Source organism: Pseudomonas sp. Y3 TE3536 (assembly GCF_053629175.1).
In genome coordinates, this window is sequence record NZ_JBRJHU010000001.1 from 3,623,874 (window position 1) to 3,648,680 (window position 24,807).

The 24,807-nt window shown below is 61.6% G+C and carries 25 protein-coding genes; 20 read left to right on the forward strand and 5 right to left on the reverse strand.

Features of this window, described 5'->3' with window-relative positions:
- Positions 1-132: 132 nt before the first annotated feature.
- The 3 genes from bkdR to AB7M33_RS16360 all read left to right on the forward strand — a co-directional run bounded on the left by bkdR (position 133) and on the right by AB7M33_RS16360 (position 3,640).
- Entirely contained in the window at positions 133-618 is a 486-nt protein-coding gene (bkdR, locus tag AB7M33_RS16350; RefSeq protein WP_027593063.1) for a Bkd operon transcriptional regulator BkdR, read from the forward strand.
- 309 nt (positions 619-927) lie between these two features.
- Positions 928-2,169: a glutamine synthetase family protein gene (locus AB7M33_RS16355; protein WP_265969592.1), complete on the forward strand. Its 1,242-nt coding sequence runs from the start codon at positions 928-930 to the stop codon at positions 2,167-2,169.
- A 130-nt stretch (positions 2,170-2,299) separates the two neighbouring features.
- Complete coding sequence (locus AB7M33_RS16360; protein ID WP_027593061.1) at positions 2,300-3,640, forward strand: MFS transporter; 1,341 nt, start codon at positions 2,300-2,302, stop codon at positions 3,638-3,640.
- A gap of 58 nt (positions 3,641-3,698) precedes the next feature.
- Here AB7M33_RS16360 and AB7M33_RS16365 read toward each other — a convergent pair whose 3' ends face one another.
- The 5 genes from AB7M33_RS16365 to flgA all read right to left on the reverse strand — a co-directional run bounded on the left by AB7M33_RS16365 (position 3,699) and on the right by flgA (position 6,993).
- Positions 3,699-4,277 (reverse strand): hypothetical protein, encoded by a 579-nt coding sequence (locus tag AB7M33_RS16365; RefSeq protein ID WP_454243123.1) that lies wholly within the window; start codon positions 4,275-4,277, stop codon positions 3,699-3,701.
- Positions 4,278-4,428: 151 nt separating this feature from the next.
- Complete coding sequence (locus AB7M33_RS16370) at positions 4,429-5,172, reverse strand: flagellar brake protein (RefSeq protein WP_454243124.1); 744 nt, start codon at positions 5,170-5,172, stop codon at positions 4,429-4,431.
- A 79-nt stretch (positions 5,173-5,251) separates the two neighbouring features.
- Positions 5,252-5,719, reverse strand: coding sequence for a flagella synthesis protein FlgN (locus AB7M33_RS16375; protein WP_099428626.1), 468 nt, complete (start codon positions 5,717-5,719; stop codon positions 5,252-5,254).
- A 50-nt stretch (positions 5,720-5,769) separates the two neighbouring features.
- Positions 5,770-6,084, reverse strand: a complete 315-nt coding sequence (flgM, locus tag AB7M33_RS16380; protein WP_265969590.1) for a flagellar biosynthesis anti-sigma factor FlgM — start codon at positions 6,082-6,084, stop codon at positions 5,770-5,772.
- A 156-nt stretch (positions 6,085-6,240) separates the two neighbouring features.
- Positions 6,241-6,993 carry a flagellar basal body P-ring formation chaperone FlgA gene (gene flgA / locus AB7M33_RS16385; protein ID WP_099428628.1) on the reverse strand — a complete coding sequence of 251 codons (753 nt, stop codon included), beginning with the start codon at positions 6,991-6,993 and terminating at the stop codon, positions 6,241-6,243.
- Positions 6,994-7,070: 77 nt separating this feature from the next.
- Between flgA and AB7M33_RS16390 the strand changes: the two genes are divergently transcribed.
- The 17 genes from AB7M33_RS16390 to AB7M33_RS16470 all read left to right on the forward strand — a co-directional run bounded on the left by AB7M33_RS16390 (position 7,071) and on the right by AB7M33_RS16470 (position 24,787).
- Positions 7,071-8,000 (forward strand): chemotaxis protein CheV, encoded by a 930-nt coding sequence (locus AB7M33_RS16390; RefSeq protein ID WP_099428629.1) that lies wholly within the window; start codon positions 7,071-7,073, stop codon positions 7,998-8,000.
- Positions 8,001-8,051: 51 nt separating this feature from the next.
- Positions 8,052-8,879 carry a protein-glutamate O-methyltransferase CheR gene (gene cheR, locus AB7M33_RS16395; protein ID WP_027593054.1) on the forward strand — a complete coding sequence of 276 codons (828 nt, stop codon included), beginning with the start codon at positions 8,052-8,054 and terminating at the stop codon, positions 8,877-8,879.
- A 445-nt stretch (positions 8,880-9,324) separates the two neighbouring features.
- Positions 9,325-9,732: a flagellar basal body rod protein FlgB gene (gene flgB / locus AB7M33_RS16400; RefSeq protein WP_027593053.1), complete on the forward strand. Its 408-nt coding sequence runs from the start codon at positions 9,325-9,327 to the stop codon at positions 9,730-9,732.
- A 2-nt stretch (positions 9,733-9,734) separates the two neighbouring features.
- Entirely contained in the window at positions 9,735-10,178 is a 444-nt protein-coding gene (gene flgC, locus AB7M33_RS16405; RefSeq protein WP_027593052.1) for a flagellar basal body rod protein FlgC, read from the forward strand.
- 12 nt (positions 10,179-10,190) lie between these two features.
- Positions 10,191-10,892 (forward strand): flagellar hook assembly protein FlgD, encoded by a 702-nt coding sequence (gene flgD / locus AB7M33_RS16410; protein ID WP_085272497.1) that lies wholly within the window; start codon positions 10,191-10,193, stop codon positions 10,890-10,892.
- Between the two features lie 27 nt (positions 10,893-10,919).
- Positions 10,920-12,242: a flagellar hook protein FlgE gene (gene flgE / locus AB7M33_RS16415; RefSeq protein WP_400613982.1), complete on the forward strand. Its 1,323-nt coding sequence runs from the start codon at positions 10,920-10,922 to the stop codon at positions 12,240-12,242.
- A gap of 157 nt (positions 12,243-12,399) precedes the next feature.
- A complete protein-coding gene (locus AB7M33_RS16420) occupies positions 12,400-12,591 on the forward strand; it encodes a hypothetical protein (protein ID WP_258703145.1) in 192 nt (63 codons plus the stop codon).
- 159 nt (positions 12,592-12,750) lie between these two features.
- Positions 12,751-13,491 (forward strand): flagellar basal body rod protein FlgF, encoded by a 741-nt coding sequence (locus tag AB7M33_RS16425; protein WP_186679627.1) that lies wholly within the window; start codon positions 12,751-12,753, stop codon positions 13,489-13,491.
- Between the two features lie 46 nt (positions 13,492-13,537).
- Entirely contained in the window at positions 13,538-14,323 is a 786-nt protein-coding gene (flgG, locus tag AB7M33_RS16430; RefSeq protein ID WP_027593047.1) for a flagellar basal-body rod protein FlgG, read from the forward strand.
- 48 nt (positions 14,324-14,371) lie between these two features.
- Positions 14,372-15,067 carry a flagellar basal body L-ring protein FlgH gene (gene flgH, locus AB7M33_RS16435; protein ID WP_016488460.1) on the forward strand — a complete coding sequence of 232 codons (696 nt, stop codon included), beginning with the start codon at positions 14,372-14,374 and terminating at the stop codon, positions 15,065-15,067.
- A 12-nt stretch (positions 15,068-15,079) separates the two neighbouring features.
- Positions 15,080-16,189 carry a flagellar basal body P-ring protein FlgI gene (locus AB7M33_RS16440; RefSeq protein WP_454244228.1) on the forward strand — a complete coding sequence of 370 codons (1,110 nt, stop codon included), beginning with the start codon at positions 15,080-15,082 and terminating at the stop codon, positions 16,187-16,189.
- 11 nt (positions 16,190-16,200) lie between these two features.
- Positions 16,201-17,355 carry a flagellar assembly peptidoglycan hydrolase FlgJ gene (flgJ, locus tag AB7M33_RS16445; protein WP_238215401.1) on the forward strand — a complete coding sequence of 385 codons (1,155 nt, stop codon included), beginning with the start codon at positions 16,201-16,203 and terminating at the stop codon, positions 17,353-17,355.
- Positions 17,356-17,365: 10 nt separating this feature from the next.
- Positions 17,366-19,408: a flagellar hook-associated protein FlgK gene (gene flgK, locus AB7M33_RS16450; protein ID WP_454243125.1), complete on the forward strand. Its 2,043-nt coding sequence runs from the start codon at positions 17,366-17,368 to the stop codon at positions 19,406-19,408.
- Positions 19,409-19,420: 12 nt separating this feature from the next.
- Entirely contained in the window at positions 19,421-20,986 is a 1,566-nt protein-coding gene (locus AB7M33_RS16455; RefSeq protein WP_099428636.1) for a flagellar hook-associated protein 3, read from the forward strand.
- 294 nt (positions 20,987-21,280) lie between these two features.
- Positions 21,281-22,210, forward strand: a complete 930-nt coding sequence (locus AB7M33_RS16460; protein WP_265970322.1) for a ketoacyl-ACP synthase III — start codon at positions 21,281-21,283, stop codon at positions 22,208-22,210.
- A 446-nt stretch (positions 22,211-22,656) separates the two neighbouring features.
- Positions 22,657-24,360 carry a flagellin N-terminal helical domain-containing protein gene (locus tag AB7M33_RS16465; RefSeq protein WP_454243126.1) on the forward strand — a complete coding sequence of 568 codons (1,704 nt, stop codon included), beginning with the start codon at positions 22,657-22,659 and terminating at the stop codon, positions 24,358-24,360.
- A 76-nt stretch (positions 24,361-24,436) separates the two neighbouring features.
- On the forward strand, positions 24,437-24,787 hold the full coding sequence (locus tag AB7M33_RS16470) for a flagellar protein FlaG (RefSeq protein WP_238215392.1): 351 nt from the start codon (positions 24,437-24,439) through the stop codon (positions 24,785-24,787).
- Positions 24,788-24,807: the final 20 nt, after the last annotated feature.

Genomic DNA, 24,807 nt, shown 5'->3' on the forward strand with positions numbered 1-24,807 from the left:
TGTGACTGGTAAGTCAGCGTCACCTACATCTTAGTGGCACGGCGGGAGAATTTTTCTCTCAAGTTGGTTGCCTTTGCTGACGGGCGCAGATAAACATTCCGCATAAACACAAAAAACCGGTGAATTTGTCTCATGCGCAAACTCGATCGTACCGATATCGGTATTCTCAACAGCCTTCAGGAAAACGCCCGCATCACCAACGCGGAGCTGGCGCGCTCGGTGAACCTGTCGCCCACCCCCTGTTTTAATCGGGTCAAGGCGATGGAAGAGCTGGGGGTGATCCGCCAGCAGGTGACCTTGTTGTCGCCGGAGGCGTTGGGGCTGGACGTGAATGTGTTCATCCATGTGAGCCTGGAAAAACAGGTCGAGCAGTCGCTGCACCGCTTTGAGGAAGAGATCGCCGAGCGCCCCGAGGTGATGGAGTGCTACCTGATGACGGGCGACCCGGATTACCTGCTGCGGGTATTGCTGCCCAGTATTCAAGCGCTGGAGCGGTTTCTCGATTACCTGACGCGGTTGCCGGGCGTGGCGAATATCCGGTCGAGTTTTGCCTTGAAGCAGGTGCGCTATAAAACGGCGCTGCCATTGCCCGCGAATGGGATGACCCTGCGCGAATAAGGGAAGCGGAATTACACACACCTGTAGGAGCAGCCTTGTGCTGCGAAGAGGCCGGTAATGGCTGCAAAGATGTGCAGCGCGATCACCGGCCTCTTCGCAGCACAAGGCTGCTCCTACAGAATGGGGGCCATCCAGAATCAGGTGCTTGATATTTTAAACACCCCCAGCCTATGTTGTTGCCAGCCTATAACAACAAGGACAAGCGTCATGACCACCCCAGGCCCGAGCACCCTCGCCGAGCACCTCCAGGGCATCGATGAAATCGAATGCGTCACCCCCGACCTCAACGGAGTGCCGCGCGGCAAGGTGATGACCGCCGAGGGCTTCCTCGAAGGCCGGCGCCTGCAGATGGCCCGCGGTGTACTGTTGCAATGCATCATGGGGGGGTACCCGCCGGCACGGTTCTATGGCAGTGATGATGGCGACCTGGCGCTGGTGGCCGAGCCTGCTCACATTCACCGCCTGCCCTGGAGCGAAGACGGCCGGGCGTTGGCGATCTGCGATGCCAACGAACTGGATGGCAGGTCTTCGGCATTGTCCACCCGCGGTCAGCTCAAGGCGGTCATCGCCCGCTATGCGGCGTTGGGCCTGGCGCCGGTGGTGGCGACAGAGCTCGAGTTTTTTGTTTTCGCCCCTAACACCGACCCCCTGCAGCCGTTCTTGCCGCCACTGGGCAAGGATGGCCGCCGTGAGCTGGGCCATTCGGCGTTCAGTGTCAGCTCCAACAACGGCCTGCGGCCGTTCTTCAATGAGGTCTACCGCTGCATGGCGGCGCTTGGCCTGCCGCGTGACACCTTCATGCACGAGATGGGCATCAGCCAGTTCGAGATCAACCTCTTGCACGGTGACCCGCTGCTGCTGGCCGACCAGACGTTCCTGTTCAAACACCTGCTCAAGGAAGTGGCGCTCAAGCATGGGCTGACTGTGGTGTGCATGGCCAAGCCATTGGCGCATACGCCGGGCAGTTCCATGCACATCCACCAGAGCCTGGTGGACATCGACAGCGGCCGAAATGTGTTCAGCGATGACCAGGGGCAGCCGACCGAGACCTTCTACCACTTCATCGGCGGCCAGCAGGCGTGCATGGCCGACTTCACCGCGCTGTTCGCGCCCAACGTCAATTCGTATCAGCGGCTTTGTCACCCCTACGCCTCGCCCAACAATGCCTGTTGGTCCGAGGACAACCGTGCCGCAGGGCTGCGCATCCCGGCCAGTGCGCCGGTGGCCCGGCGTGTCGAGAACCGCCTACCGGGCGCCGACGCCAACCCCTACCTGGCCATCGCCGCCAGCCTGGCGGCCGGGCTGCATGGCATCGAGCAACGCCTGCAGCCGACCCCGGCGATTCAGGGTGAGTTCGCTGTGCCAGAGCACCTGAGCCTGCCATGCACGCTGCACGCGGCACTCGAACGGCTCAAGCGCAGTGCACTGGCGCGGGAACTGTTCGGGGCTGAGTTCATCGAAGGCTACGTCGCCACCAAGACCCTGGAGCTGAGCGATTTCTTCGACGAGATCACACCCTGGGAGCGGCGTGTGCTGGCAGCACAGGCCTGATCGCGACACAACCACTACTGGACGCGTCCCCCGTTGGCTATTTCGCCGGCAGGGGACTGCGCCGCGGCAAAATTGCTTTTATGCTAGCCAGCAAGCCAACGCCACCTGACCAGGGAGCCCGACGGGACGTATGCGAAACATCTGGAAGCCGTTTCAGTCGCTGTATTTCGCTGCCTTGATGATGCTTATCGGCTCGGGCTTGCTCAGTACCTACCTGGCACTGCGCCTGGCAGCCGATCATGTCGACAGCTTATGGGTCGGTGCGTTGATGGCCGCCAACTACTTTGGCCTGGCCGTGGGCGGCAAGGTCGGCCACCGGCTGATCGGCCGGGTAGGGCACATCCGCGCGTATGCGACCTGCGCCGGCATCGTCTGTGCGGCGGTGCTGGGCCATGGCATGACCAACTGGCTACCGGCCTGGGTCGGGCTGCGGATGGTGGTCGGCTTGGGGATGATGTGCCAGTACATGGTCATCGAGAGCTGGCTCAACGAACAAGCCGACGCCAAGCACCGGGGTGCAGTGTTCAGTGGCTACATGATCGCCTCGTACCTCGGGTTGGTACTCGGCCAACTGATCCTGGTGGTGCACCCTGAACTCGGCCCTGAGCTGCTGATGCTGGTTGCCATGTGCTTTGCCCTGTGCCTGGTGCCGGTGGCAATGACCCGGCGCATCCACCCGGCGCCTTTGCGGCCGGCGCCGATGGAGCCGAAATTTTTCATCAAGCGCGTGCCGCAGTCACTCAGTACGGTGCTGGGCTCGGGCTTGATCGTCGGCTCGTTCTACGGCCTGGCGCCGCTGTACGCCTCCAGCCAGGGGTTGAGCACGGAGCAGATCGGTCTGTTCATGGGTAGCTGCATCTTTGCCGGGCTGGTAGTGCAGTGGCCATTGGGCTGGCTGTCTGACCGCTACGACCGCGCGGTGCTGATCCGCAGTGCCGCGGTGGGGCTGGCGCTGGCCTCTGCGCCCTTGGCGATCTTGCCCAGCGTGCCGTTGGAGCTGCTGTTCGGCATCGGCTTTGTCATCTCGTTGCTGCAGTTTTGCCTGTATCCGTTGGCGGTGGCGTTTTCCAATGACCATGTGGAGAGCGAGCGCCGCGTCTCGCTGACGGCCATGCTATTGGTCACCTATGGTGTCGGCGCCTGTATTGGGCCGCTGGCTGCTGGGGTACTGATGAAGGTATTGGGCGCGCAGATGCTCTATGCCTTCTTCGTGTTCTTCGCGCTGGTGCTGGTGTGGCGCATTCGGCCGAAAGCGGTCACCGGGCTGCACCAGGTGCAGGACGCTCCCTTGGGCCACGTGGCGATGCCGGCGGCTGGTTCGCCGTTGTCGGCGGCGCTCGACCCGCGGGTCGATGAGCAGACTGTGCAGGATGTGATGCAGACGCCGGTGGCGGCCGAGGATACCGAAGAAGAGCAGGCGGCGAGTGAGCGAGGGGTCAAGCCTGAGGTCGAGGTCGACAGGTCGGTGTGATGCGGTGTGGGCACCGATGAAGGGGCGCTGCTCGCTTCATCGGTGGGCCACGCGGTGGTTATTCAACTTTGATGTCGTGCAGGTGGAATCTCAGTATGTCGCCCGCTTTGTTGCCAGCGTGCAGGAACCAGTGGCGTAGGGGTGGCCTATTTCTCGAATACCTGGATTCAATTTGCGCGACTCTGTAGCCATCGTTGTTGCGCAGGTAGAACTCGACGTTCTCGGCGCTCTCCAGGTCGCCATCCCATGCGCCGAGCAGCTCCATTTTCCACATGTCCTGCAGGGCCGGCAGCCGGGCCAGTAGGCTGGGTGGGAAGATGCAGTTGGAAAGATCATCCCCCCACGCATACCCATACAAGCCCAGCCAGCCGTTTGAGTTCTGCTCAAGCCGGCCGCTGAGAAACTTCGGGCCAGTCGCGCAGTTGATCCTGTAATAGAGACGGTCCTTCGTTGCCTCGATGAACGTGAAGGTGAATTCGATCGGCTTGAAGCTGACGGAGTCGCCTCGCTTGTCATCGGTGCACAGCCAGCCGTCCTGGTCGGCGGAAAAAAACGGATGGGCCCATAAAGGCGTATCGACCACCCCGACCTGGCCGTATTGGCAATGCAACGCGGCTGTGAATGTTGAACGAATCATAGTGTCCGGCTCCTGGAGGCGCCTGAAGTCGGCGCGGCGCAAGCCACACTATGCAGTCGGTCAAATAACGGTAACAGGGAATCCCTTCTGGCTACAGCGATGGGGCCGCGCAGCAGCCCCTTCGGCTTTCGCTGAAAGCCAGGCAGGCGGATCAGTAATCGTCTTTATCGAACCGTCGCGCTTCGCGCTGTAGCTGGTAGACGAAACTCTCGATCTTGCGCTGCGCCTGGCCGTTGAGGTTATGGAAGCGCACGCCCGCGAAGGTGGTGTTGATACGTTCCTCGAAGTGCAGGTGGCGCAGTTCGACCATGGTGTCGACCAGGCCCAGCGGGTTGCCAGCCTTGAAGCGCTCGTACACCTGACCCAGTTGCAGGCGATCCTCGACGTTGCCGTCGAAACGCAATTTGCAGCCGGTGGCGGAGATGTCCAGCAGCTTGCCGCGCAGGGCGCCGTTGCCTTTGAGGTGGGTGCCGTCGAGGATGATGTCGACCAGTTGCGACAGCTTCAGCGCAGCCCGGAATGCACTGCGGCGCTGGTGGTAGGTCATTTCTTCAGGCATCGCGCCGCGGTAGCAGCGGTGGCCATCGACTTCACTGATGGTGAGCGGGGCATTGCATTCCCAGGCGATGCGCACGCCATCGTGGAAGCCCTCGACGCGGAACGGTTCGCCGTTCTCGATGAATTTTTCCCCGTCGCGGGGGATCATCTCGTCCAGTGCCAGGGTATTGCTGTCGCGATCGACATGCACCACGTAGCTCTGGAAGCGCTGGCTGCGATCAGGGAAGGTGATGATCAGGGGGTCATGGCTTTCCTGCAGCTGTCGCAGGTTGGCCGCGATCTCCAAAGGCGTACTGAGCACCTTTGGCGGCTGCGGGGCATCGGCTTCATTGAACACGGCTAATCACTCTCCAGGCAAAAACGACACACGCAAGTAACGGCATTTTGCCAGTATGTGACGTGGCTTGATAGAAGTATCACACTTGGCTGAGGGCGCGCGGCTTGGCCAGCAGCGAGGTGCTGCCGCGGCTGTCGTAGAGCGACGGAGAATCGCCACCCATGAGGATTCTGACCTGATTGTTGGTGATGTGTTGCTGCACCTGGATGATCCGGCCGTTGGTCTCGTTGACCTGCTGGCAGGTGTCCATCAGTTGCGAGAGCATGTCCAGCCGTTGCAGCATCGCGTCGCCATGCTGTGACTGCGCGGCCACTGCCTGCACACCGGCGCGGTCGGCGCTGAGGCCGAGGCTGGTGAGCAAGTGGCTGCGCCGCTGCCCATGCTGCTCGAGCAAGATGATCAATGACTGCTTGCGGGCCAGGATCTGTTCCAGCAGCGCCATGTCGCGGCCATGCAGGGCAATCGCTTCTTTTTGAAGAAGGTCGAGCAGTTCCTGCATCGGGGCGATGTCATCTTCGATCAGTTGCAGCAAGGTGGTGTCGTGCATGGCTAACTCTTGGCTTTAGTAAGCGTCCGTGAAGTCAGCGCGCCGAACGGTCAGCGCTGGGCTTCGAAATCGAGCAGTTTGCTGGCAACCCGGCCGGCATCGACCTGGTAGCTGCCATCGGCGATGGCCTGTTTCAACTGGGCCACGCGGGCGCTGTTGACGACGGGCTGGTCGCGCAGCGTATCGCTGACCTTCTGCAACTGCTGTGCCTCTTGGCTGAGGTGTACTGCCTCTCCGCTGGCGCTGGTGCCTTTTGGCGCTTCCGGGCTGGCAGCGGCCTTTTCGGCGCTGCCAGCCGCAGCATTGCCGCGAACGCCGCCCGTGACGGACGGAGAGTTATTCAAACGACTGAAGTCGATGACCATGATCAGAAACCCCTGGGTATTTGGACGCTTGCCTTGTTTTCGGCCAACCCGAAAGAAACTTTAGGCCCAATTGCGTAGCCGCCTGTCAGCAAGCCCGCGAACCCGTTTTCTGACACAGTTTAGGAAAAGCGGTTCCACACCGCCAGTACAATGCCGCTACATTGTCACCTCGACCTGGCCGGGGCCGGTCACCCTGGCCTTGATCACCCGTTTGGAATTCAGGTTGCGCACCCGGATCTGTTCGCTCAGGCCGCCCTTGCTCAACGCTTCGCCGGGCATGCGCACGCTCAGGCTGCCGCTGCGGGCAATGATCACCACCTGGTCGCCCTTGCGCACCACCTCCGCTTGCTCAAGGTGCTGTGGGGTAAGGACCTGGTCGATGACCGTGGGGCGTAGCATCTTCATGCCCACCGCCTGGTCCAGCTCGCTGAGAAAACCTTGGCCGAGGGTGCCGACATCGCGCTCGCGCAGCGCCACGTCGCCTTCGCCTACCACGTTGTCCCGCTTGAGCGGGCGGGTGACCACCACCACGTCGCGGAACAGCCGCACCGTTGCCGGCACGAACACGGTCCACGGTGCGGCGCTGTCGCAGCGGACCCGCACCGTGACCCGGCCCAGTGGCTGCGCGGGGCTTTCCAGCGACGCGTCCAGCGGCTGGCTGCACAACGGCATGCGCAAGCGCGGGTCAAGGGTGCTGACCTGGATCTCGTAACGGCCGGCGGTCTGGGTGCTGGCCAGATAATCTTCTACGGTGAATTCAAGAAACCCTTGGGTGACACCGATAAGCTGTTCAGGCAAGGTAAAAGCGTCCGCCAGCGTGCGAACGCCGGGCGCCAGCAGGCACAGCGTGGCCAGCGAGCCAGTCAGCAGGTGCGTCAATCGTCGGAAAAATGTCGTTTTCGTGTACATGGCGCTCAAAAAAGCAAAGCCCGTGCCGACTCGGTACCTGAATTGCAACGAAAGGCTGAAACGTTAAGGAGTCTGGCATGGCGGGTGTTATGGATTCGGTCAACCAGCGCACTCAGCTGGTGGGGCAGAATCGCCTGGAATTGTTGCTGTTCCGCCTCAATGGCGGTCAGCTCTATGGCATCAACGTGTTCAAGGTCAGAGAGGTGCTGCAGTGCCCGGCGCTGACCTTGCTGCCCAAGTCACACCCGGTGGTGCGCGGCGTGGCCAACATTCGTGGGGCGACCATCCCGATCCTCGACCTGTCGATGGCCACCGGGTTGGCGCCGCTGCAGGAAGACACGCGCAACAGTTTTGTGATCATCACCGAATACAACACCAAGACCCAGGGCTTCCTGGTGCACTCGGTCGAGCGCATCGTCAACATGAACTGGGAAGAAATCCACCCGCCACCCAAGGGCACCGGCCGCGACCATTACCTGACAGCTGTCACCCGTGTGGACAACCGCATGGTCGAGATCATCGACGTGGAGAAGGTGTTGGCCGAAGTGGCGCCGTCGTCCGAACAGGTGTCTGCGGGGGTGGTCGATGCCGAGGTGCAGGACAAGGCCGTACTGCTGCGGGTGCTGACCGTCGACGATTCGTCGGTGGCGCGCAAGCAGGTCAGCCGCTGCCTGCAAACCGTCGGTGTCGAGGTGGTGGCGCTCAACGACGGCCGCCAGGCGCTCAATTACCTGCGCCAGCTGGTGGAGGAGGGCAAGCGGCCGGAAGAAGAGTTCCTGATGATGATCTCGGACATTGAAATGCCAGAAATGGACGGCTATACGCTCACCGCAGAGATCCGCAGCGATCCGCGCATGCAAAAATTGCACATCGTCCTGCATACTTCGCTCTCCGGGGTATTCAACCAGGCGATGGTCAAAAAAGTCGGCGCCGATGATTTCCTGGCCAAGTTCAAGCCGGACGACCTGGCCCAGCGCGTGGTCGACCGGATCAAGGCAACGCATTGAAGCAGCCGGGAGCCCGCTCCCGGCACCAGCGATTGAAAAGAGGCGGCAAGAGTGTCTACGGGTAATTTGGATTTCGAACAGTTCCGGGTCTTCCTGGAGAAAGCCTGTGGCATCCTGCTGGGCGAGAATAAGCAGTACCTGGTCTCCAGCCGTCTCAACAAGCTGATGGAGCAACAGGGCATCAAGAGCCTGGGCGAGCTGGTGCAGCGCATCCAGGCCCAACCGCGCAGCGGTTTGCGCGAACAGGTGGTCGACGCGATGACGACCAACGAAACCCTGTGGTTCCGCGATAGCTATCCCTTCGAGGTGTTGAAGAACAAGGTTATCCCCGAGTTCATCAAGAACAACCCAGGCCAGCGCCTGCGCATGTGGTCGGCGGCGTGCTCGTCGGGGCAGGAGCCTTACTCGATCTCGATGGCCATCGACGAGTTCGAGCGCAGCAACCTGGGCCAATTGAAGATGGGCGCGCAGATTGTCGCCACCGACCTGTCCGGGACCATGCTGAACAACTGCAAGACCGGTGAATACGACAGCCTGGCCATCGCCCGCGGCCTGTCGCAAGAGCGCCTGCAGCGCTACTTCGACCCCAAAGGGCCGGGGCGCTGGGCGGTCAAGCCGGCCATTCGCAGCCGCGTCGAGTTCCGCTCGTTCAACCTGCTCGACAGCTACGCGAGCCTGGGCAAGTTCGACATCGTGTTCTGCCGCAACGTGCTGATCTACTTTTCGGCCCAGGTGAAGAAGGACATCTTGCTGCGCATCCACAGCACGCTCAAGCCTGGCGGGTACCTGTTCCTGGGCGCCTCGGAGGCGCTGAACGGGTTGCCGGACCATTACCAGATGGTGCAGTGCAGCCCCGGGATCATCTACCAGGCCAAGTAAAGCCAGACGCGATTCCTGTAGGAGCAGCCTTGCGCTGCGAAGAGGCCGGTGTAGGAGCAGCCTTGTGCTGCGAAGAGGCCGGTGTAGGAGCAGCCTTGTGCTGCGAAGAGGTCGGTGTAGGAGCAGCCTTGTGCTGCGAAGAGGCCGGTGCAAGTGCAGTAAATCTACTGTGGCTTCACCGGCCTCTTCGCAGCACAAGGCTGCTCCTACACGGGCCTGGATTCGGCCGTGATGGTCTGACGTCAATATTTTGTTTTGCCGCTTTTGCCGCCCGGCGATTGCCGCTTTTCCCTCCCCAAGCGGAAGCACTTTGCCGCTTTTCTGGCATTCCGCCTGCCAGCATCCCCCTTGCAACCCCGTGTTTCCGGCCTTTAAGCCGGTTGGCACAGCCCTTGCTATACCTTGACCAACGACACTCCGGTCAACCTCCGAAGGTTTCCCCGACATGAGCATCAGTTTCGACAAGGCGCTTGGCATTCACGAAAAGGCCCTGGGCTTCCGCGCCCAGCGCGCTGAAGTGCTGGCCAACAACATCGCCAACGCCGACACGCCCAACTACAAGGCGCGTGACATGGACTTCTCTTCGGTGCTCGCCGCCGAGAGTGAAAAACAGCAAAGCGGCCGCTTCGCCCTGGACCGGACCAACAGCCGGCACATCGAGGCCGACGGCCTGGCCCTCAGCGACGAGGCGCTCAAGTACCGCACGCCGTTGCAGCCGTCGATCGACCAGAACACCGTGGATGCCCAGATCGAGCAATCGAACTACGCGGAAAACGCCATCGGTTTCCAGGCCAGCTTCACCTTGCTCAACAGTAAATTCAAAGGGCTGGTTTCGGCCCTGCGCGGAGAGTAACCATGTCCCTTTCCAGTGTTTTCAACATTGCCGGCAGCGGCATGAGCGCGCAGAACACCCGCCTCAACACCGTGGCCTCGAACATCGCCAACGCCGAGACCGTGTCGTCGAGCATCGACCAGACCTACCGTGCCCGCCACCCGGTGTTCGCCACCACCTTCCAGAACGCACAGGGCGGCGCCAGCCAGTCGCTGTTCGAGGACCAAGGCGAAGCGGGGCAGGGCGTGCAGGTCAAAGGCATCGTCGAAGACCAGAGCAATCTGGAGGCGCGCTACGAGCCTAACCACCCAGCGGCGAACAAGGACGGCTACGTCTACTACCCGAACGTCAACGTGGTTGAAGAGATGGCTGACATGATCTCTGCCAGCCGTGCGTTCCAGACCAACGCCGAACTGATGAACACCGCCAAAAGCATGATGCAGAAAGTCTTGACCTTGGGTCAGTGATAGGAAGCCGACATGACCACGACCAATTCCACCAGTGACGTCGGCAGCGCGTACCTGACCTCGCTGCAAAAGCAGACCAGCAAGACCGACAGCAGCACCGGCGCTGCCGGCAGTGCGCTGGGCAAGGATGCGTTCCTGCAGTTGCTGGTAACGCAGATGAAAAACCAGAACCCGCTCGACCCGCAGGAAAACGGCGAGTTCGTTGCGCAGCTGGCGCAGTTCAGCAGCCTTGAAAGCATGCAGACGCTGAACGACACGGTGAACTACATCGCCGGTTCGTTCCAGTCTTCGCAGGCGTTGCAGGCCTCGTCGCTGGTTGGGCGCAATGTGATCGTCCAGACCGACAAGGCCTTGGTCGACACCAGCAAAGAGATGAAAGGGTCGGTCAACCTGACCTCGTCGAGTACCGCCACGTCTGTCGGCATTTATGACAAAGACGACAAGCTGGTGCGCACCCTGGACCTGGGCTCCAAGGCCGCCGGCAAGGCCGACTTCACCTGGGATGGCCTGGACGACGACGGCGAGGCGTTGGAGGCGGGTACCTACACCTTCAAGGCCACCGCCAGCATCGATGGCACTTCTACGGCCATGACCACCAACCTGCCGGCCACGGTCACCAGCGTGACCATGGGTACCAACGGCGCTGAAATGACGCTCAACCTCGCCGGGCTGGGCAGCGTCGCGCTGTCCAAAGTTCAAACCATTGGCATCTAGGGCCTAAGTTAACGACAGGAGTAGCACATGTCTTTCAATACCGGCCTTAGCGGCCTCAATGCAGCAAACAAGGCCCTGAACGTCACTGGCAACAACATTGCCAACGTCGCCACTACCGGCTTCAAAGCCTCGCGCGCCGAGTTCGCGGATCAGTACTCCAACTCCATTCGCGGCACCAGCGGCGGCAAGACGGTCGTCGGCACTGGCGTGAGAACCGCTTCGGTGTCGCAGATGTTCACGCCGGGTAACATCAACGGTACCGGCCAAGCCCTGGACATGGCGATCGACGGCAACGGCTTCTTCGCCTTGAATGACAATGGCTCGAAGATCTACACCCGTGCCGGCATGTTCTACAGCGACAAGGAAGGCAATGTCATCAACTCGTCGGGCGCCAAGCTGCAAGGTTATGGGGTTGATGGCAATGGCAATGTCGTCCCGGGCGCGCTGACCGACTTGAAGATCGACACGTCCAACCTGACGCCCAACCCTACCGGGCGCATCACTGAGACGCTCAACCTCAAGTCCAGCGATACCGCCCCGGCCGAGTCGCCGTTCGACCCGGGTAACGTCAAGACCTACAACTACACCTTCAACACCGATGTGTATGACAGCCAGGGCAACCTGCACCAGATGAACCAGTACTTCATGAAGGATGCGGGTACTAACTCCTGGACCATGTACACCACCATCGACGGCCGCAACCCAGCCGACCCGACGTCGACTACCCCGCTGGCAAACACACTGCCATTCAAGAGTGACGGCACCTTGGACACGGCGCTCATGAACGAGGGTGCAGTGGCAGGTGGGCTCACCATCAACGCCGACAAGACCTTCAACCTGGACGGCTGGGTGCCGGCGCAGAAGACGGTTGCAGGTGTGTGGGCCGCCAACGGCGCCAACGCGCATGCCTCTGGGGTCAAGCTGGACATGATCGCCACCACGCAATACAACGCCGCGTCCGCCACGACCGCCAAGAGCGGTGATGGCTTTGCGACGGGTGAGTTGTCTGGCCTGAGCATCGATGCCAGCGGCAACATGTTCGCCAACTTCACCAACGGTGAGAACAAGGTCATCGGCCAGGTCGCACTGGTCAACTTCGCCAACCTCCAAGGCCTGACGCCGGTGGGCGGCACTGCCTGGAAAGAGTCCTACACATCGGGCGTGCCTGTTGTCGGCCAACCGGATACCGGGACGCTGGGGCAGATCACCGGCGGCGCGCTGGAAGACTCGAACGTCGACCTGACCGGCGAGCTGGTCAACCTGATCAAGGCGCAGAGCAACTACCAGGCAAACGCCAAGACCATTTCCACTGAAAGCACCATCATGCAGACCATCATCCAGATGAGCTGATGGTGGTTGGTTTGGTGGAGTGTTGTCTGCAATAGGGGGCGCTTCGCGCCCCTTTCGCGACGCAAGGCCGCTCCTACAGGTCGACGCGATCCTTGTGGGAGCGGCCTTGCGTCGCGAAAGGGCCGCAAAGCGGCCCAAAATCCCAAAGGTTTACCCGATGAAAAGGCTGCTGCTACTAGCGATTCTCCCCATCCTCGCCATGGCCCCCTTGCTCGCCGCCGCCCCCGCCCCCTTCTACCAATGGCAAAGCCTGGCCACCGGCCGTTTCATGTGCTCGGCCACCAACCCAGGCGAAGGCTGGATGCGCTTTTCCGGCCCCTACAACAACGCCGGTTGCCGGGTGTACTGAGCACTGCCTTGCCGCTCGCGGCAAACATCCGCCGACAAACTGACGGTTTTTGCCTCTCGGCGCGCTGCAACCCCTGAATTCATTGGTTTGCGGACCTGGTTCGATTATTGCTTATCCCTGCTCAGTGACAGCGCGGCAGGTACGCGCATAGGAGATGCTGTGGACAAGATGCTTTACGTGGCCATGACCGGCGCTAGCCAGAACGCGCTGGCGCAGAAGGCCCATGCCAACAACCTGGCGAACATTTCCACCAACGGCTTCCAGCGCGACCTGGAGCAGGCGCGCTCGATGCCGGTGTTTGGCGACAGCTTTCCGGCGCGCGCCTTTGCCATGACCGAGCGCCCGGCCACCGACTTCAGCGAAGGCCCGATGGTCGAGACCGGCCGCGAGCTGGACGTGACTGTGACCGGCAAAGGTTTCATCGCTGTACAGGCACCGGATGGCAGCGAAGCCTACGTGCGCACCGGCAGCCTGAACATCGACGCCCTGGGCGTGCTGCGTGCTGGCAACGGCATGCCGGTGATCGGCAACGGCGGCCCGATTGCCATTCCACCCGAGCAAAAAGTGGAAGTGGGTGAAGACGGCACCATCAGCATCCGCGCCATGGGCGAAGACCCGCGCATGATGGCCGAGGTCGACCGCATCAAGCTGGTCAATCCCGACATCAAAAGCCTGACCAAGGGCCTGGACGGCATGATCCACACCACCAATGGCCAACCGGCGGATGCCGACGTCAACGTGCGCGTGGTATCGGGCTTCCTGGAAGGCAGCAACGTCAACGCCGTCGAGGAAATGACCTCGGTGCTGGCGTTGTCCCGTCAGTTCGAACTGCACGTCAAGATGATGAACACGGCCAAGGAAGGCGACGAAGCCATGGCTCGGGTTTTGCAAATCGGCTAATCACATTTGAACGGGTGCCGTAAAACAGGCGCACGAGGAGAACAGCATGCTTCCGGCTCTTTGGGTCGCTAAAACCGGCCTGTCCGCCCAGGATACCAACCTGACGGTCATTTCCAACAACCTGGCCAACGTCTCGACCACCGGCTTCAAACGTGATCGCGCCGAATTCCAGGACCTGCTCTACCAGATCAAGCGTCAACCCGGCGCCCAGTCGACCCAAGACAGCGAGCTGCCTTCGGGCCTGCAGGTGGGTACCGGTGTGCGCATTGTCGGCACCCAGAAAAACTTCACCGCCGGCAGCCTGCAGACCACCGAAAACCCGCTGGACATGGCGGTCAATGGGCGTGGCTTCTTCCAGATTCTGCAGCCGGATGGCACCGTTTCCTACACCCGTGACGGCACCTTCCACCTGAATTCCGATGGCCAGATCGTCAATGCCGATGGGTTGGCGTTGGAGCCTGCGATCGTCGTGCCGAATGACGCACAGACGTTCACCGTTGGCCAGGACGGTACCGTGTCGATCACCACTGCCGGTAACCCGGCTGCTCAGGTCATTGGCAATCTCCAGACTGCCGACTTCATCAACCCTGCCGGCCTTCAGGCAATCGGCAACAACCTGTTCCTGGAAACCGCCGCCAGCGGCGCGCCGCAAGTCGGCACCCCAGGCCTGAACGGCTTTGGCACCACCCTGCAGCAGACCTTGGAAAACTCCAACGTCAGCACCGTGGAAGAGCTGGTGAACATGATCACCACCCAGCGTGCCTACGAGATGAACTCGAAAGTCATCTCCACCGCCGACCAGATGCTGTCGTTCGTCACCCAGCAGCTGTAAGCCCCTGATCCCGGCCCCGTAACCCAGATACACCGTGAGGTAAGCGTCATGAATCGTCTGTTGTCCGTCTTCGCCCTGGGGGGAGCGGTGTTGTTGGCAGGTTGCGTCGGGCCGACGCCCAAGCCCAACGACCCGTACTATGCGCCGGTGTTGCCGCGCACCCCGTTGCCGGCGGCGGCCAACAACGGTTCGATCTACCAGGCCGGTTTCGAACAGAACCTGTACAGCGACCGCAAGGCCTTCCGGGTCGGTGACATCATCACCATCACCCTTAACGAGAAGACCTCGGCCAGCAAGAACGCAGGTTCGCAGATCCAGAAGAACAGCAAGGCCGACATCGGCCTGACCTCGCTGTTCGGCAGCACGCCCAACACCAACAACCCGTTCGGCGGCGGTGACCTGTCGCTGGAGGCCGGTTACAACGGCGAGCGCGCCACCAAGGGCGACAGCAAGGCCACCCAGGGCAACACCCTGACCGGCTCGATCACCGTGACCGTGGCCGAAGTGCTGCCCAACGGCATCATCGCCGTGCGCGGCGAGAAGTGGCTGACCCTGAACACTGGCGAAGAGCTGGTGCGCATTGCCGGCATGATCCGCGCCGATGACATCGCCACCGACAACACCGTGCCGTCCACCCGCGTGGCCGATGCGCGCATCACCTATTCGGGCACCGGCTCGTTTGCCGATGCCAGCCAGCCCGGGTGGCTGGACCGCTTCTTCATCAGCCCGCTTTGGCCTTTCTGAGTACAGATGACCATGTTCAACGTGAGGCAGCTGATTGCCGCAACCCTGCTAATGTCCTGCGCCTTCGCGGCCCAGGCCGAGCGCTTGAAGGACATCGCCAGCATCTCTGGCGTGCGTTCCAACCAGCTGATCGGCTATGGCCTGGTGGTGGGGCTCAACGGCACGGGTGACCAGACCACCCAGACGCCGTTCACCCTGCAGACCTTCAACAACATGCTGTCGCAGTTCGGCATCAAGGTGCCGGCCGGTTCCGGCAACGTGCAGCTGAAGAACGTCGCGGCGGTGTCGGTGCATGCCGACCTGCCGGCGTTCGCCAAGCCGGGCCAGGTGGTGGACATCACCGTCTCCTCGATCGGTAATTCCAAGAGCCTGCGCGGCGGTAGCTTGCTGATGACCCCGCTCAAAGGTATCGATGGCAACGTCTACGCCATCGCCCAGGGCAACCTGGTGGTGGGCGGCTTCGATGCCGAAGGCCGTGACGGCTCGAAGATCACCGTCAACGTTCCGTCGGCCGGGCGAATTCCTGGCGGCGCCAGCGTCGAGCGGTCGGTACCGAGCGGGTTCAACCAGGGCAACAGCCTGACCCTGAACCTTAACCGCCCGGACTTCACCACGGCCAAGCGTATCGTCGACAAGGTCAACGAACTGCTCGGCCCCGGCGTTGCCCAGGCTGTGGATGGCGGGTCGGTGCGCGTCAGTGCGCCGATGGACCCGAGCCAGCGCGTGGACTACCTGTCGATTCTGGAAAACCTCGATATCGACCCAGGCCAGGCCGTGGCGAAAGTCATCATCAACTCGCGTACCGGCACCATCGTCATCGGCCAGAACGTCAAGGTGTCGCCGGCGGCGGTCACCCACGGCAGCCTGACCGTGACCATTACCGAAGACCCGATCGTCAGCCAGCCGGGCGCGTTCTCCAACGGCCAGACCGCCGTGGTGCCGCGTTCGCGAGTCAACGCCGAGCAGGAAGCCAAGCCGATGTTCAAGTTCGGCCCGGGCACCACGCTGGATGAAATCGTCCGCGCGGTGAACCAGGTCGGCGCGGCACCCGGCGACCTGATGGCGATCCTTGAAGCCCTGAAACAGGCCGGCGCCTTGCAGGCCGACCTGATCGTGATCTGAGGACGCCGCGCATGAACAGCAAAAGCTTGGTGTCTGGCAGTGCCGACAGCGGCGCCTACACCGACCTCAACCGCCTGAGTTCGCTCAAGCACGGCGACCGCGACAGCGAAGCCAACGTGCGCAAGGTGGCCCAGGAATTCGAGTCGCTGTTCATCAGCGAAATGCTCAAGGCCTCGCGCAAGGCCAGCGATGTGCTGGCCGACGACAACCCGATGAACACCGAGACGGTCAAGCAATACCGCGACATGTATGACCAGCAGTTGGCCGTGAGCATGTCCCGCGAGGGGGGTGGTATCGGCCTGCAGGACGTACTGGTGCGCCAGTTGACCAAGAGCAAGAGCACGGCTGGCGCCACCAGCCCGTTTCCGCGCAGCGAGGGCAGTGGCCCGGCGCTGTGGGGCAACAAGGTGGCTGAGCCTGCGCATGCCGCAGAGACCGGCGCAGCGCGCAATGACGTCGCGGCGCTCAATGCGCGGCGCCTGGCCTTGCCGAGCAAGCTCACCGACCGCCTGCTGGCAGGCATCGTGCCGTCGGCTGCGACCACCAACACCGCCAGCGTGCCGGCCCGTGACGGCCAGCAAGTGGCCAAGGCCTTCGCCGTGCCAGAAAACGGCCTGCGCATTGTCGGGCGTGCCGTCGCCCAGCCGCCGCTGGCGCCGAACAAGGCCTTCGCCGACAGCGACGCCTTTGTCGCCACCATGCTGCCGATGGCTGAGCAGGCCGCCAAGCGCATCGGTATCGACCCGCGTTACCTGGTCGCCCAGGCGGCCCTGGAAACGGGCTGGGGCAAGTCGGTCATGCGCAACACCGACGGCAGCAGCAGCCACAACTTGTTCGGCATCAAGGCCAGTGGCAACTGGCAGGGCGAGCAGGCGAGGGCGATCACCAGCGAGTTCCGCGATGGCCAGTTCGTCAAGGAAACCGCAGCGTTCCGTTCGTACGATTCCTACCAGGACAGCTTCCATGACCTGGTGAACCTGTTACAGGGCAATTCCCGCTATCAAGGTGCGCTGGACGCGGCCGATAACCCTGAGCAGTTTGCAAGAGAGCTGCAAAAAGCAGGTTATGCGACCGACCCGGGCTATGCGAAGAAGATCATCAGCATCGCCCAGCAAATGCAAGCAACCCCGCAATACGCCATGGCTGGCAGAACTACGAATCTATAAGGACTAAAACATGTCGAGTCTGATTTCGATCGGTCTGAGTGGCCTTGGTGCCAGCCAGGCGGCACTGTCGGTTACCAGTAACAACATTGCCAACGCCGCCACCAGTGGCTATTCGCGCCAGCAAGCGGTTCAGGTTGCGGGCCCTTCGCACAATATGGGCGCGGGCTTTTTGGGTACGGGCACCACGCTTTCGGATGTGCGCCGGATCTACAGCGCCTACCTGGACAATCAGTTGCAGACCGCGACCTCGCTGCAGGCTGACTCGCTGGCGTTCCAGGACCAGATCACCAGCGTCGACAAATTGCTGGCCGACCGTGATACCGGCATCAGCTCGGTGCTGACCGCGTTCTTCTCGGCGTTGCAGACCGCTTCGGCCACGCCGGGTGATGTCGCTTCGCGGCAGTTGCTGCTGACCCAGGCGCAAACCCTGAGCAACCGCTTCAATGCGGTGGGCACTCAGCTGACCCAGCAGAACGAAACGATCAACTCTCAGCTCGGCACGCTTGCAGGCCAGGTGAACAAGCTCACCAGCAACATCGCCGAGTACAACAAGCAGATCGTCGCGGCCACCGCCACCGGCAATACCCCTAACAGCCTGCTGGATGCGCGCAGCGAAGCCGTGCGCCAGCTCAACGAGCTGGTCGGGGTCACGGTGCAGGAGCGCGACGGCAACTATGACGTCTACCTGGGCAGTGGCCAGTCATTGGTCACCGGGGTCAAGGCCAACACCTTGTCGGTGCAGCCGGGCGTGGCTGACAAAAGCCAAGCCAGCCTGCGCATCAACTACGAGTCGTTCAGCTCTGACGTGACCTCGGTGGTGACCGGTGGCACGATCGGCGGCCTGCTGCGCTACCGCCAGGACGTGCTGATGCCGTCGATGAACGAGCTCGGCCGCGTGGCCCTGGTGGTTGCTGACAGCATCAACAGCCAGCTGGGCCAAGGCCTGGATGCTAACGCCCAATTCGGCAGCGCGCTGTTCTCCAGCATCAACAGCGCCAGTGCATTGGCCCAGCGCAGCCTGGCTTCGTCGAGCAACAGTGCCGGGTCCGGCAACCTCGATGTGACCATTGCCGACAGCGGCGCGCTGACCACGTACGACTACGAAGTGAAGTTCACCAGCGCCAACCAGTACAGCGTGCGCCGCTCCGATGGCACCGACATGGGCAGCTTCGACCTGAACGCCGACCCGGCCCCGGTGATCGACGGCTTCAGCCTGGCGCTCAAGGGCGGTGGCCTGGCCGCGGGGGACAGCTTCAAGGTGATCCCGACCCGTTCCGCGGCGGGCAACATCTCGACCATCATGACCGATGCCAACAAACTGGCCTTTGCCGGGCCGATCAGCGCCACGGCGGGCAGCGGCAACGGGGGCACCGGCACCATCAGCCAGCCGGTGCTGGGCGACTCGTTGGACATCTACGGCGGTGCCGATACAGCGCTGGTGCAGCAGGCGATTCGCGACTCGATGCCGGTGCGCGTGGTGTTCGACGCCGCCAACGGCGGTTCCCAGGGCTACAAGCTGTTCGATGCCAAGGGCACGCAGATCGGCACCGGCAGCGTGGTGCCTGGGCAGGACAACAAATTGTCCGTCGCCGTGCCAATGCTCGATGCCGCTGGCCAGCCGATCCTTGATGGCGACGGCAAGCCGCGCAGTTTCAATGTCGAGACCACCATCGGCGGCAGCCCGTCTGCCAACGACAGCTTTACCCTGTCGTTCAATGCCGACGGCAAGGCCGATAACCGCAACGCTACCTCGCTGCTGGAGCTGCAGACCAAATCGACCGTGGCCACCGGCTCTGGCGGTGGCACCAGTTTCACTTCGGCCTATGCCTCGCTGGTCGAGCGCGTGGGGGCCAAGGCCAGCCAGGCCGCCATCGACACCACCGCGACCCAGGCCGTGTTCAAGTCCGCCGCCGAAAGCCGCAGTGCGGTGTCGGGGGTCAACCTCGATGACGAGGCGGCCAGCCTGGTGAAGTTCCAGCATTACTACACCGCGTCGTCGCAGATCATCAAGGCGGCGCAAGAAACCTTTTCGACCTTGATCAACGCCCTTTAAGGAGTGCTGGCCGTGCGTATTTCTACTGCTCAGTTTTATGAGACCAGCGCCAACACCTACTCGAAGAACTTCTCGGACACGGCCAAGACCACCGAGCAGATCACTTCCAAGTCGCGTATCCAGACGGCGGGCGATGACCCGGTCGGTGCCGCACGCCTGCTGTTGCTGCAGCAGCAGAGCGCGCTGCTGGACCAGTACAACGGCAACATGACCACGGTCAAGAATGCCCTGCTGCAGGAAGAGAGCGTGCTCTCGACCATCAACGATGCTCTGCAGCGTGCCAGCGAGCTGGCGCTGGAGGCGGGTAACGGTGGCAAGAGCGATGCCGACCGCGCATCGATCGCCAGCGAGATCAAAGAGATCGAGGCGAACGTCTTCGGCCTGCTCAATTCCCGCGACGCCAATGGCGACTACATGTTCGGTGGCTCCAAGTCGTCAACGCCGCCCTACGTGCGCAATAGCGACGGTACCTACAGCTACCAGGGTGACCAGACCCAGCTTAGCCTGCAGGTCTCCGATACCTTGAGCCTGGCGACCAATGACAGCGGTTTTAGCATCTTCGACCAGGCGACCAACAACAGCCGTACGCAGTCGAGCCTGCAGGCGCCGACCCCGGATGATGGCAAGGTGCTGTTGTCCGGTGGTCTGATGACCTCGGCGAACACCTACAACAACCAGTTCGCCGGCGGCCAGCCGTACACTATCACCTTCACCAGTGCCACCGAGTACAGCGTCAAGGATGCCACCGGCAAGGACATCACCAGCGAAACCGCGAGCAACGGCAAGTTCGACGTCAACACCGAAGGCGGCAAGATGATTTCGCTGCGCGGTGTCGACTTCGAGATCAACCTGAACCTGCAGGAAGGTGACGATGCCGACGCGGCGGTGGCGGGCCATGTGTTCACCCTCGAAGCCAAGCCCGACACCCTGAATGCCACGCGCAGTGCGGGTAACCCATCGACCGCGCAGGTTACCGGCAGCAGCATCACCGATGCCGATGCTTATCGCAGCACGTTCCCCAGCAATGGCGCGGTGATCAAGTTCACCAGTGCGACCGAGTATTCGCTGTATGCGCAGCCGTACAGTGCCGACAGCAAGCCGGTGGCCTCGGGCACGGTCGGGGCGGGTAATGCGGTTACGGTGGCGGGCGTGACCTTCCAGCTCGACAGTGCGCCTGGCGAAGGTGACCAGTTCGCGGTGACGGCCAACACGCACCGCACGCAGAACGTGCTCGACAGCCTCGGCCAATTGCGCACGGCGCTGGGCAAGCCAGTCGACAGCCCAGAGGCGCAGGCAGCGCTCAAGACGGCGACCGACTCGGCGATCTCCAACCTGGCCAGTGCCCGCGAGCGTATCGACATTACCCGCGGTTCGATTGGTGCGCGCGGTAACTCGCTGGAGATCCAGGAGCAGGAGAACATCAGCCTGGGCCTGGCCAACAAGACCACCCAGAGCGCCATTGGCGACACCGACATGGCGTCGGCGACCATCCAGCTGACCCTGCAACAGGCGATGCTCGAGGCCTCGCAGCTGGCGTTTGCGCGGATTTCGCAGTTGAGCCTGTTCAACAAGCTTTGATCTTGCTGTGAGATTTTGGGGGCGCAAAGCGCCCCCAAATCCCTCAATCCCCCCGCAAAACCCTCCAGTCTCCACACCCCCCGCCAGGCTTTCGTAGCATTTCAATGTGACCAATGAGTCAAAACGGTCATCTTCCCTGTATTCTATGCAGCAGCTGTTGCAGCATTTTGTTACCGGTTTGCATTCGAGCGAGGCTGCCAGGCCTTGCTTGCCCCCTGTGGGGTGACGCTCCGGTATTTGGCGCCCTCAATTCATCGAGTGGTGGTCTTTGGCTGTTTTCATTGGGAAGCCAGAATGATTGGCATCAAAAGCATCGCGAGTTACGTGCCCACCGCTGGCCTGGACAACTACGTCCAGGGTGCGAAGTTCGGCAAGGACGAAGAGTTCATGTTCGGCAAGATCGGCGCGTCCTTCCTGCCGCGCAAGGCCGAAGACCAAGAAACCTCGGACCTGTGCGTCGAAGCGGCCAAGGCCCTGTTCGCCGCCAACCCTGACCTTGATCCGCAATCGATCGATGCGTTGATCGTGGTCACCCAGAACGGTGACGAAGAAGGCCTGCCGCACACGGCCGCCATCGTCCAGAGCAAGCTCGGCCTGTCGACCCGCGTGGCGGCGTTCGACGTGTCGTTGGGCTGCTCGGGTTATGTGTATGGCCTGTATGCGATCAAGGGCTTCATGGAAGCGGCAGGGCTGAAGAATGGCCTGCTGATCACTGCCGACCCGTATTCGAAAATCGTCGACCCGGAAGACCGCAACACCACCATGCTGTTCGGTGATGCCGCCACGGCCACCTGGATGGGCGAAAATGCGGTGTGGAACCTGGGCCAGGCGCGTTTTGGCACCGACGGTTCCGGCGCGGAGCACCTGAAGGTCAACGACGGCAAGTTCTTCATGAACGGCCGCCAGGTGTTCAACTTTGCCCTGATCAAAGTGCCGGCGCACCTGCATGAGCTGCTCGACGCCAGCGGGCTGACCTCGAAGGATATCGACGCCTTCTGCATCCACCAGGGCAGTGCGGCGATTGTCGATGCTGTGGCGCGCCGCTTCGAGGAAGAAAACCCGGAGAAGTTCGTCAAGGACATGCTGGAGACCGGCAATACCGTGTCGTCCAGCGTGCCGCTGCTGCTGCAGAAGCACATGCTCGACGGTAACTGGAAGCGTGTGGCGATCAGCGGGTTCGGTGTGGGCCTGTCGTGGGGCTCGGCGATTCTCTATCGCGACTGACCTTCAGCAGCCTAAAAAAAGCGCCCGGCGGCCACCGCCCGGCGCTTTTTTTGTGCCTGCCGGGTGTGGGTCCATGGATGATTCAAGATCCTTGTAGATCCAGCTGTAGGAACCAATTTTTGAAGCCTGTGCCATCTTTGTGGGAGCGGGCTTGCCCCGCGAACACCGGCAAAGCCGGTGCCATCCACCGCGTTGCCTGTTTCGCGGGGCAAGCCCGCTCCCACAGGTTGGCAGTGCCATTAGGTTTTTCTGCACAGATTTTGACGTCAAAAATTCGCCCTTAACCCCCTGATTTCACTGGGCTGGCAGCGTGCCACCATTTTTTTTTTGAAAAACCCCTCAAGCAACCCGCGCACCCGACGATAACCATTACGAAGGTTCTCTAGGCCACACCCGGCGGTTGCCAGGGCCGGAAGCCGCTGTATCCATTCAACGAGGAATTCGTCATGGCTTTGACCGTTAACACTAACATCACCTCCTTGGGCGTTCAGAAGAACCTGAACCGTGCTTCCGACGCGCTGGGTACTTCGATGTCCCGCCTGTCTTCCGGCCTGAAAATCAACAGCGCCAAAGACGACGCCGCCGGCCTGCAGATCGGCAACCGTCTGACCAGCCAAATCAAAGGCCTGAGCGTTGCCGTGAAAAACGCCAACGACGGCATCTCCATCGCCCAGACCGCTGAAGGCGCGATGCAAGAATCGACCAGCATCCTGCAGCGTATGCGCGAACTGTCCCTGCAGTCGGCGAACGGCTCGAACAGCGATGACGACCGTACTTCCCTGCAACAAGAATTCACCGCGCTGTCGGGCGAACTGACCCGTATCGCCAACACCACCACCTTCGGTGGTCGTAAAATCCTCGACGGTTCCTTCCAGAACGTCAGCTTCCAGATCGGTTCCAGCGCTAACGAAACCATCTCGTTCGGCATGACCGACATCAGCTCGACTGGCCTGAAAGGTTCGTTCAGCGAAGCTAAGACTGATGGCCAGGCTACTGACTTGTCTGCAGTCGTTACTGGCGCTGTAGCGCCAGCTGGTGCTACCACGTACTCTGCAGCAGCTGTAACCTTCACCGCGCCAGCAGCTGGTGAAACTGTAGCCCTGACCCTTAACGGCGCTGCTACCCCGATCACCCTGGACGAGAACGATGACACTGCAAGTGTAATCAGCAAAATCAATGGTCAAACTGCGACCACTGGCGTAAGCGCTGCTGATGATGGTACCGGCAAGATCGTAATGAGCTCTGCCTCTACCTTCACCGCCACTGCGGTAGGTAGTGATCCGGCTGATACTGGTGGCTTTGCGGCGGCAGCGACAGTTACTCCATCCACTGGCTTCCCAGCAGCGATTTCCTTCAACATCAACGGCACTGCCATTGGCGCCGCCGCTGGTGACGCTATGAGCGATGTGCTCCAGGCCATCAATGACGAAACCGCTACTACCGGCGTCAGCGCAACCCTGAGCTCCGAAGGCCGTCTGCAGCTTAGCTCCATTGATGGCAAAGCCATCAACCTGACCAACGGCACTGGTGCCGCTGGCCAAGGCGCCCTGGCTAAAATCGGCCTGGCTGCTGGCACCACCGAGGCCAAGCTGACCGCTGATACCTCGATCTCCCTGAACGGCACTGAAGTCAAGTTCACCAAGGGCGATACCCTGGACGGCATCATCTCGGCGATCAACACCGCGAGCACCGGCGTCACCGCCAGCAAGAACGCCGACAACACCCTGAAGCTGTTCTCGAAAGAAAACATCACCGTTGCCGACGGCAGCCAAGGTACCGGTCTGGCCGCTCTGGGCCTGGCTACCACCAACAGCACCAAAGCCATCACCCAGGAAACCACCGTTTCCAACCTGAGCATCACCACTGCTGCCGATTCGCAGAAAGCCATCCAGGCTCTGGATGCCGCTATCGCCCAGATCGACAGCCAGCGCGCTCAGCTGGGTGCTGTGCAAAACCGCTTCGACAGCACCGTTGCCAACCTGAACAGCATCTCGGAAAACTCCACCGCTGCCCGCAGCCGTGTGCAGGACGCCGACTTCGCTTCGGAAACCGCCGAGCTGACCAAGCAGCAAACCCTGCAACAGGCTTCCACCGCGATCCTGTCCCAGGCTAACCAGCTGCCGTCGTCGGTACTGAAACTGCTGGGCTGATCCTGATCGCTAAGTAGTTTGACGAAGGGTACGGTGACGTACCCTTTCGTCTTTCCGAGAACAAGAGGTGCCAGAAATGGATATGAGCGTGAAACTGGGCCTGTCCTATCCCGCCTCCGCTGCTCCCGAAGCAACAGCGAGCAAGCGGCAAGAGAACGAGCTGGCGGCTAACGAGCCTGCCAAGCAAGAATCCCAGCCTGTAGCCCGAGAAACCCTGGAGACCGCAGTCAATGCCATCCAGGACTTCGTCAAGGCTTCAGAGCGACAACTCGATTTTTCGATCGATGACTCCACCGGCCAGGTGGTCGTCAAGGTCATCGCCCGCCAGAGCGGCGAAGTCATCCGTCAGTTGCCCTCCGAAGTGGCACTGAAACTGGCGGAAAACCTGAAGGATGCCAACAGCCTGTTGTTCGATACCCAGGCCTGAGTTGGCACGGCTTTTGTTGT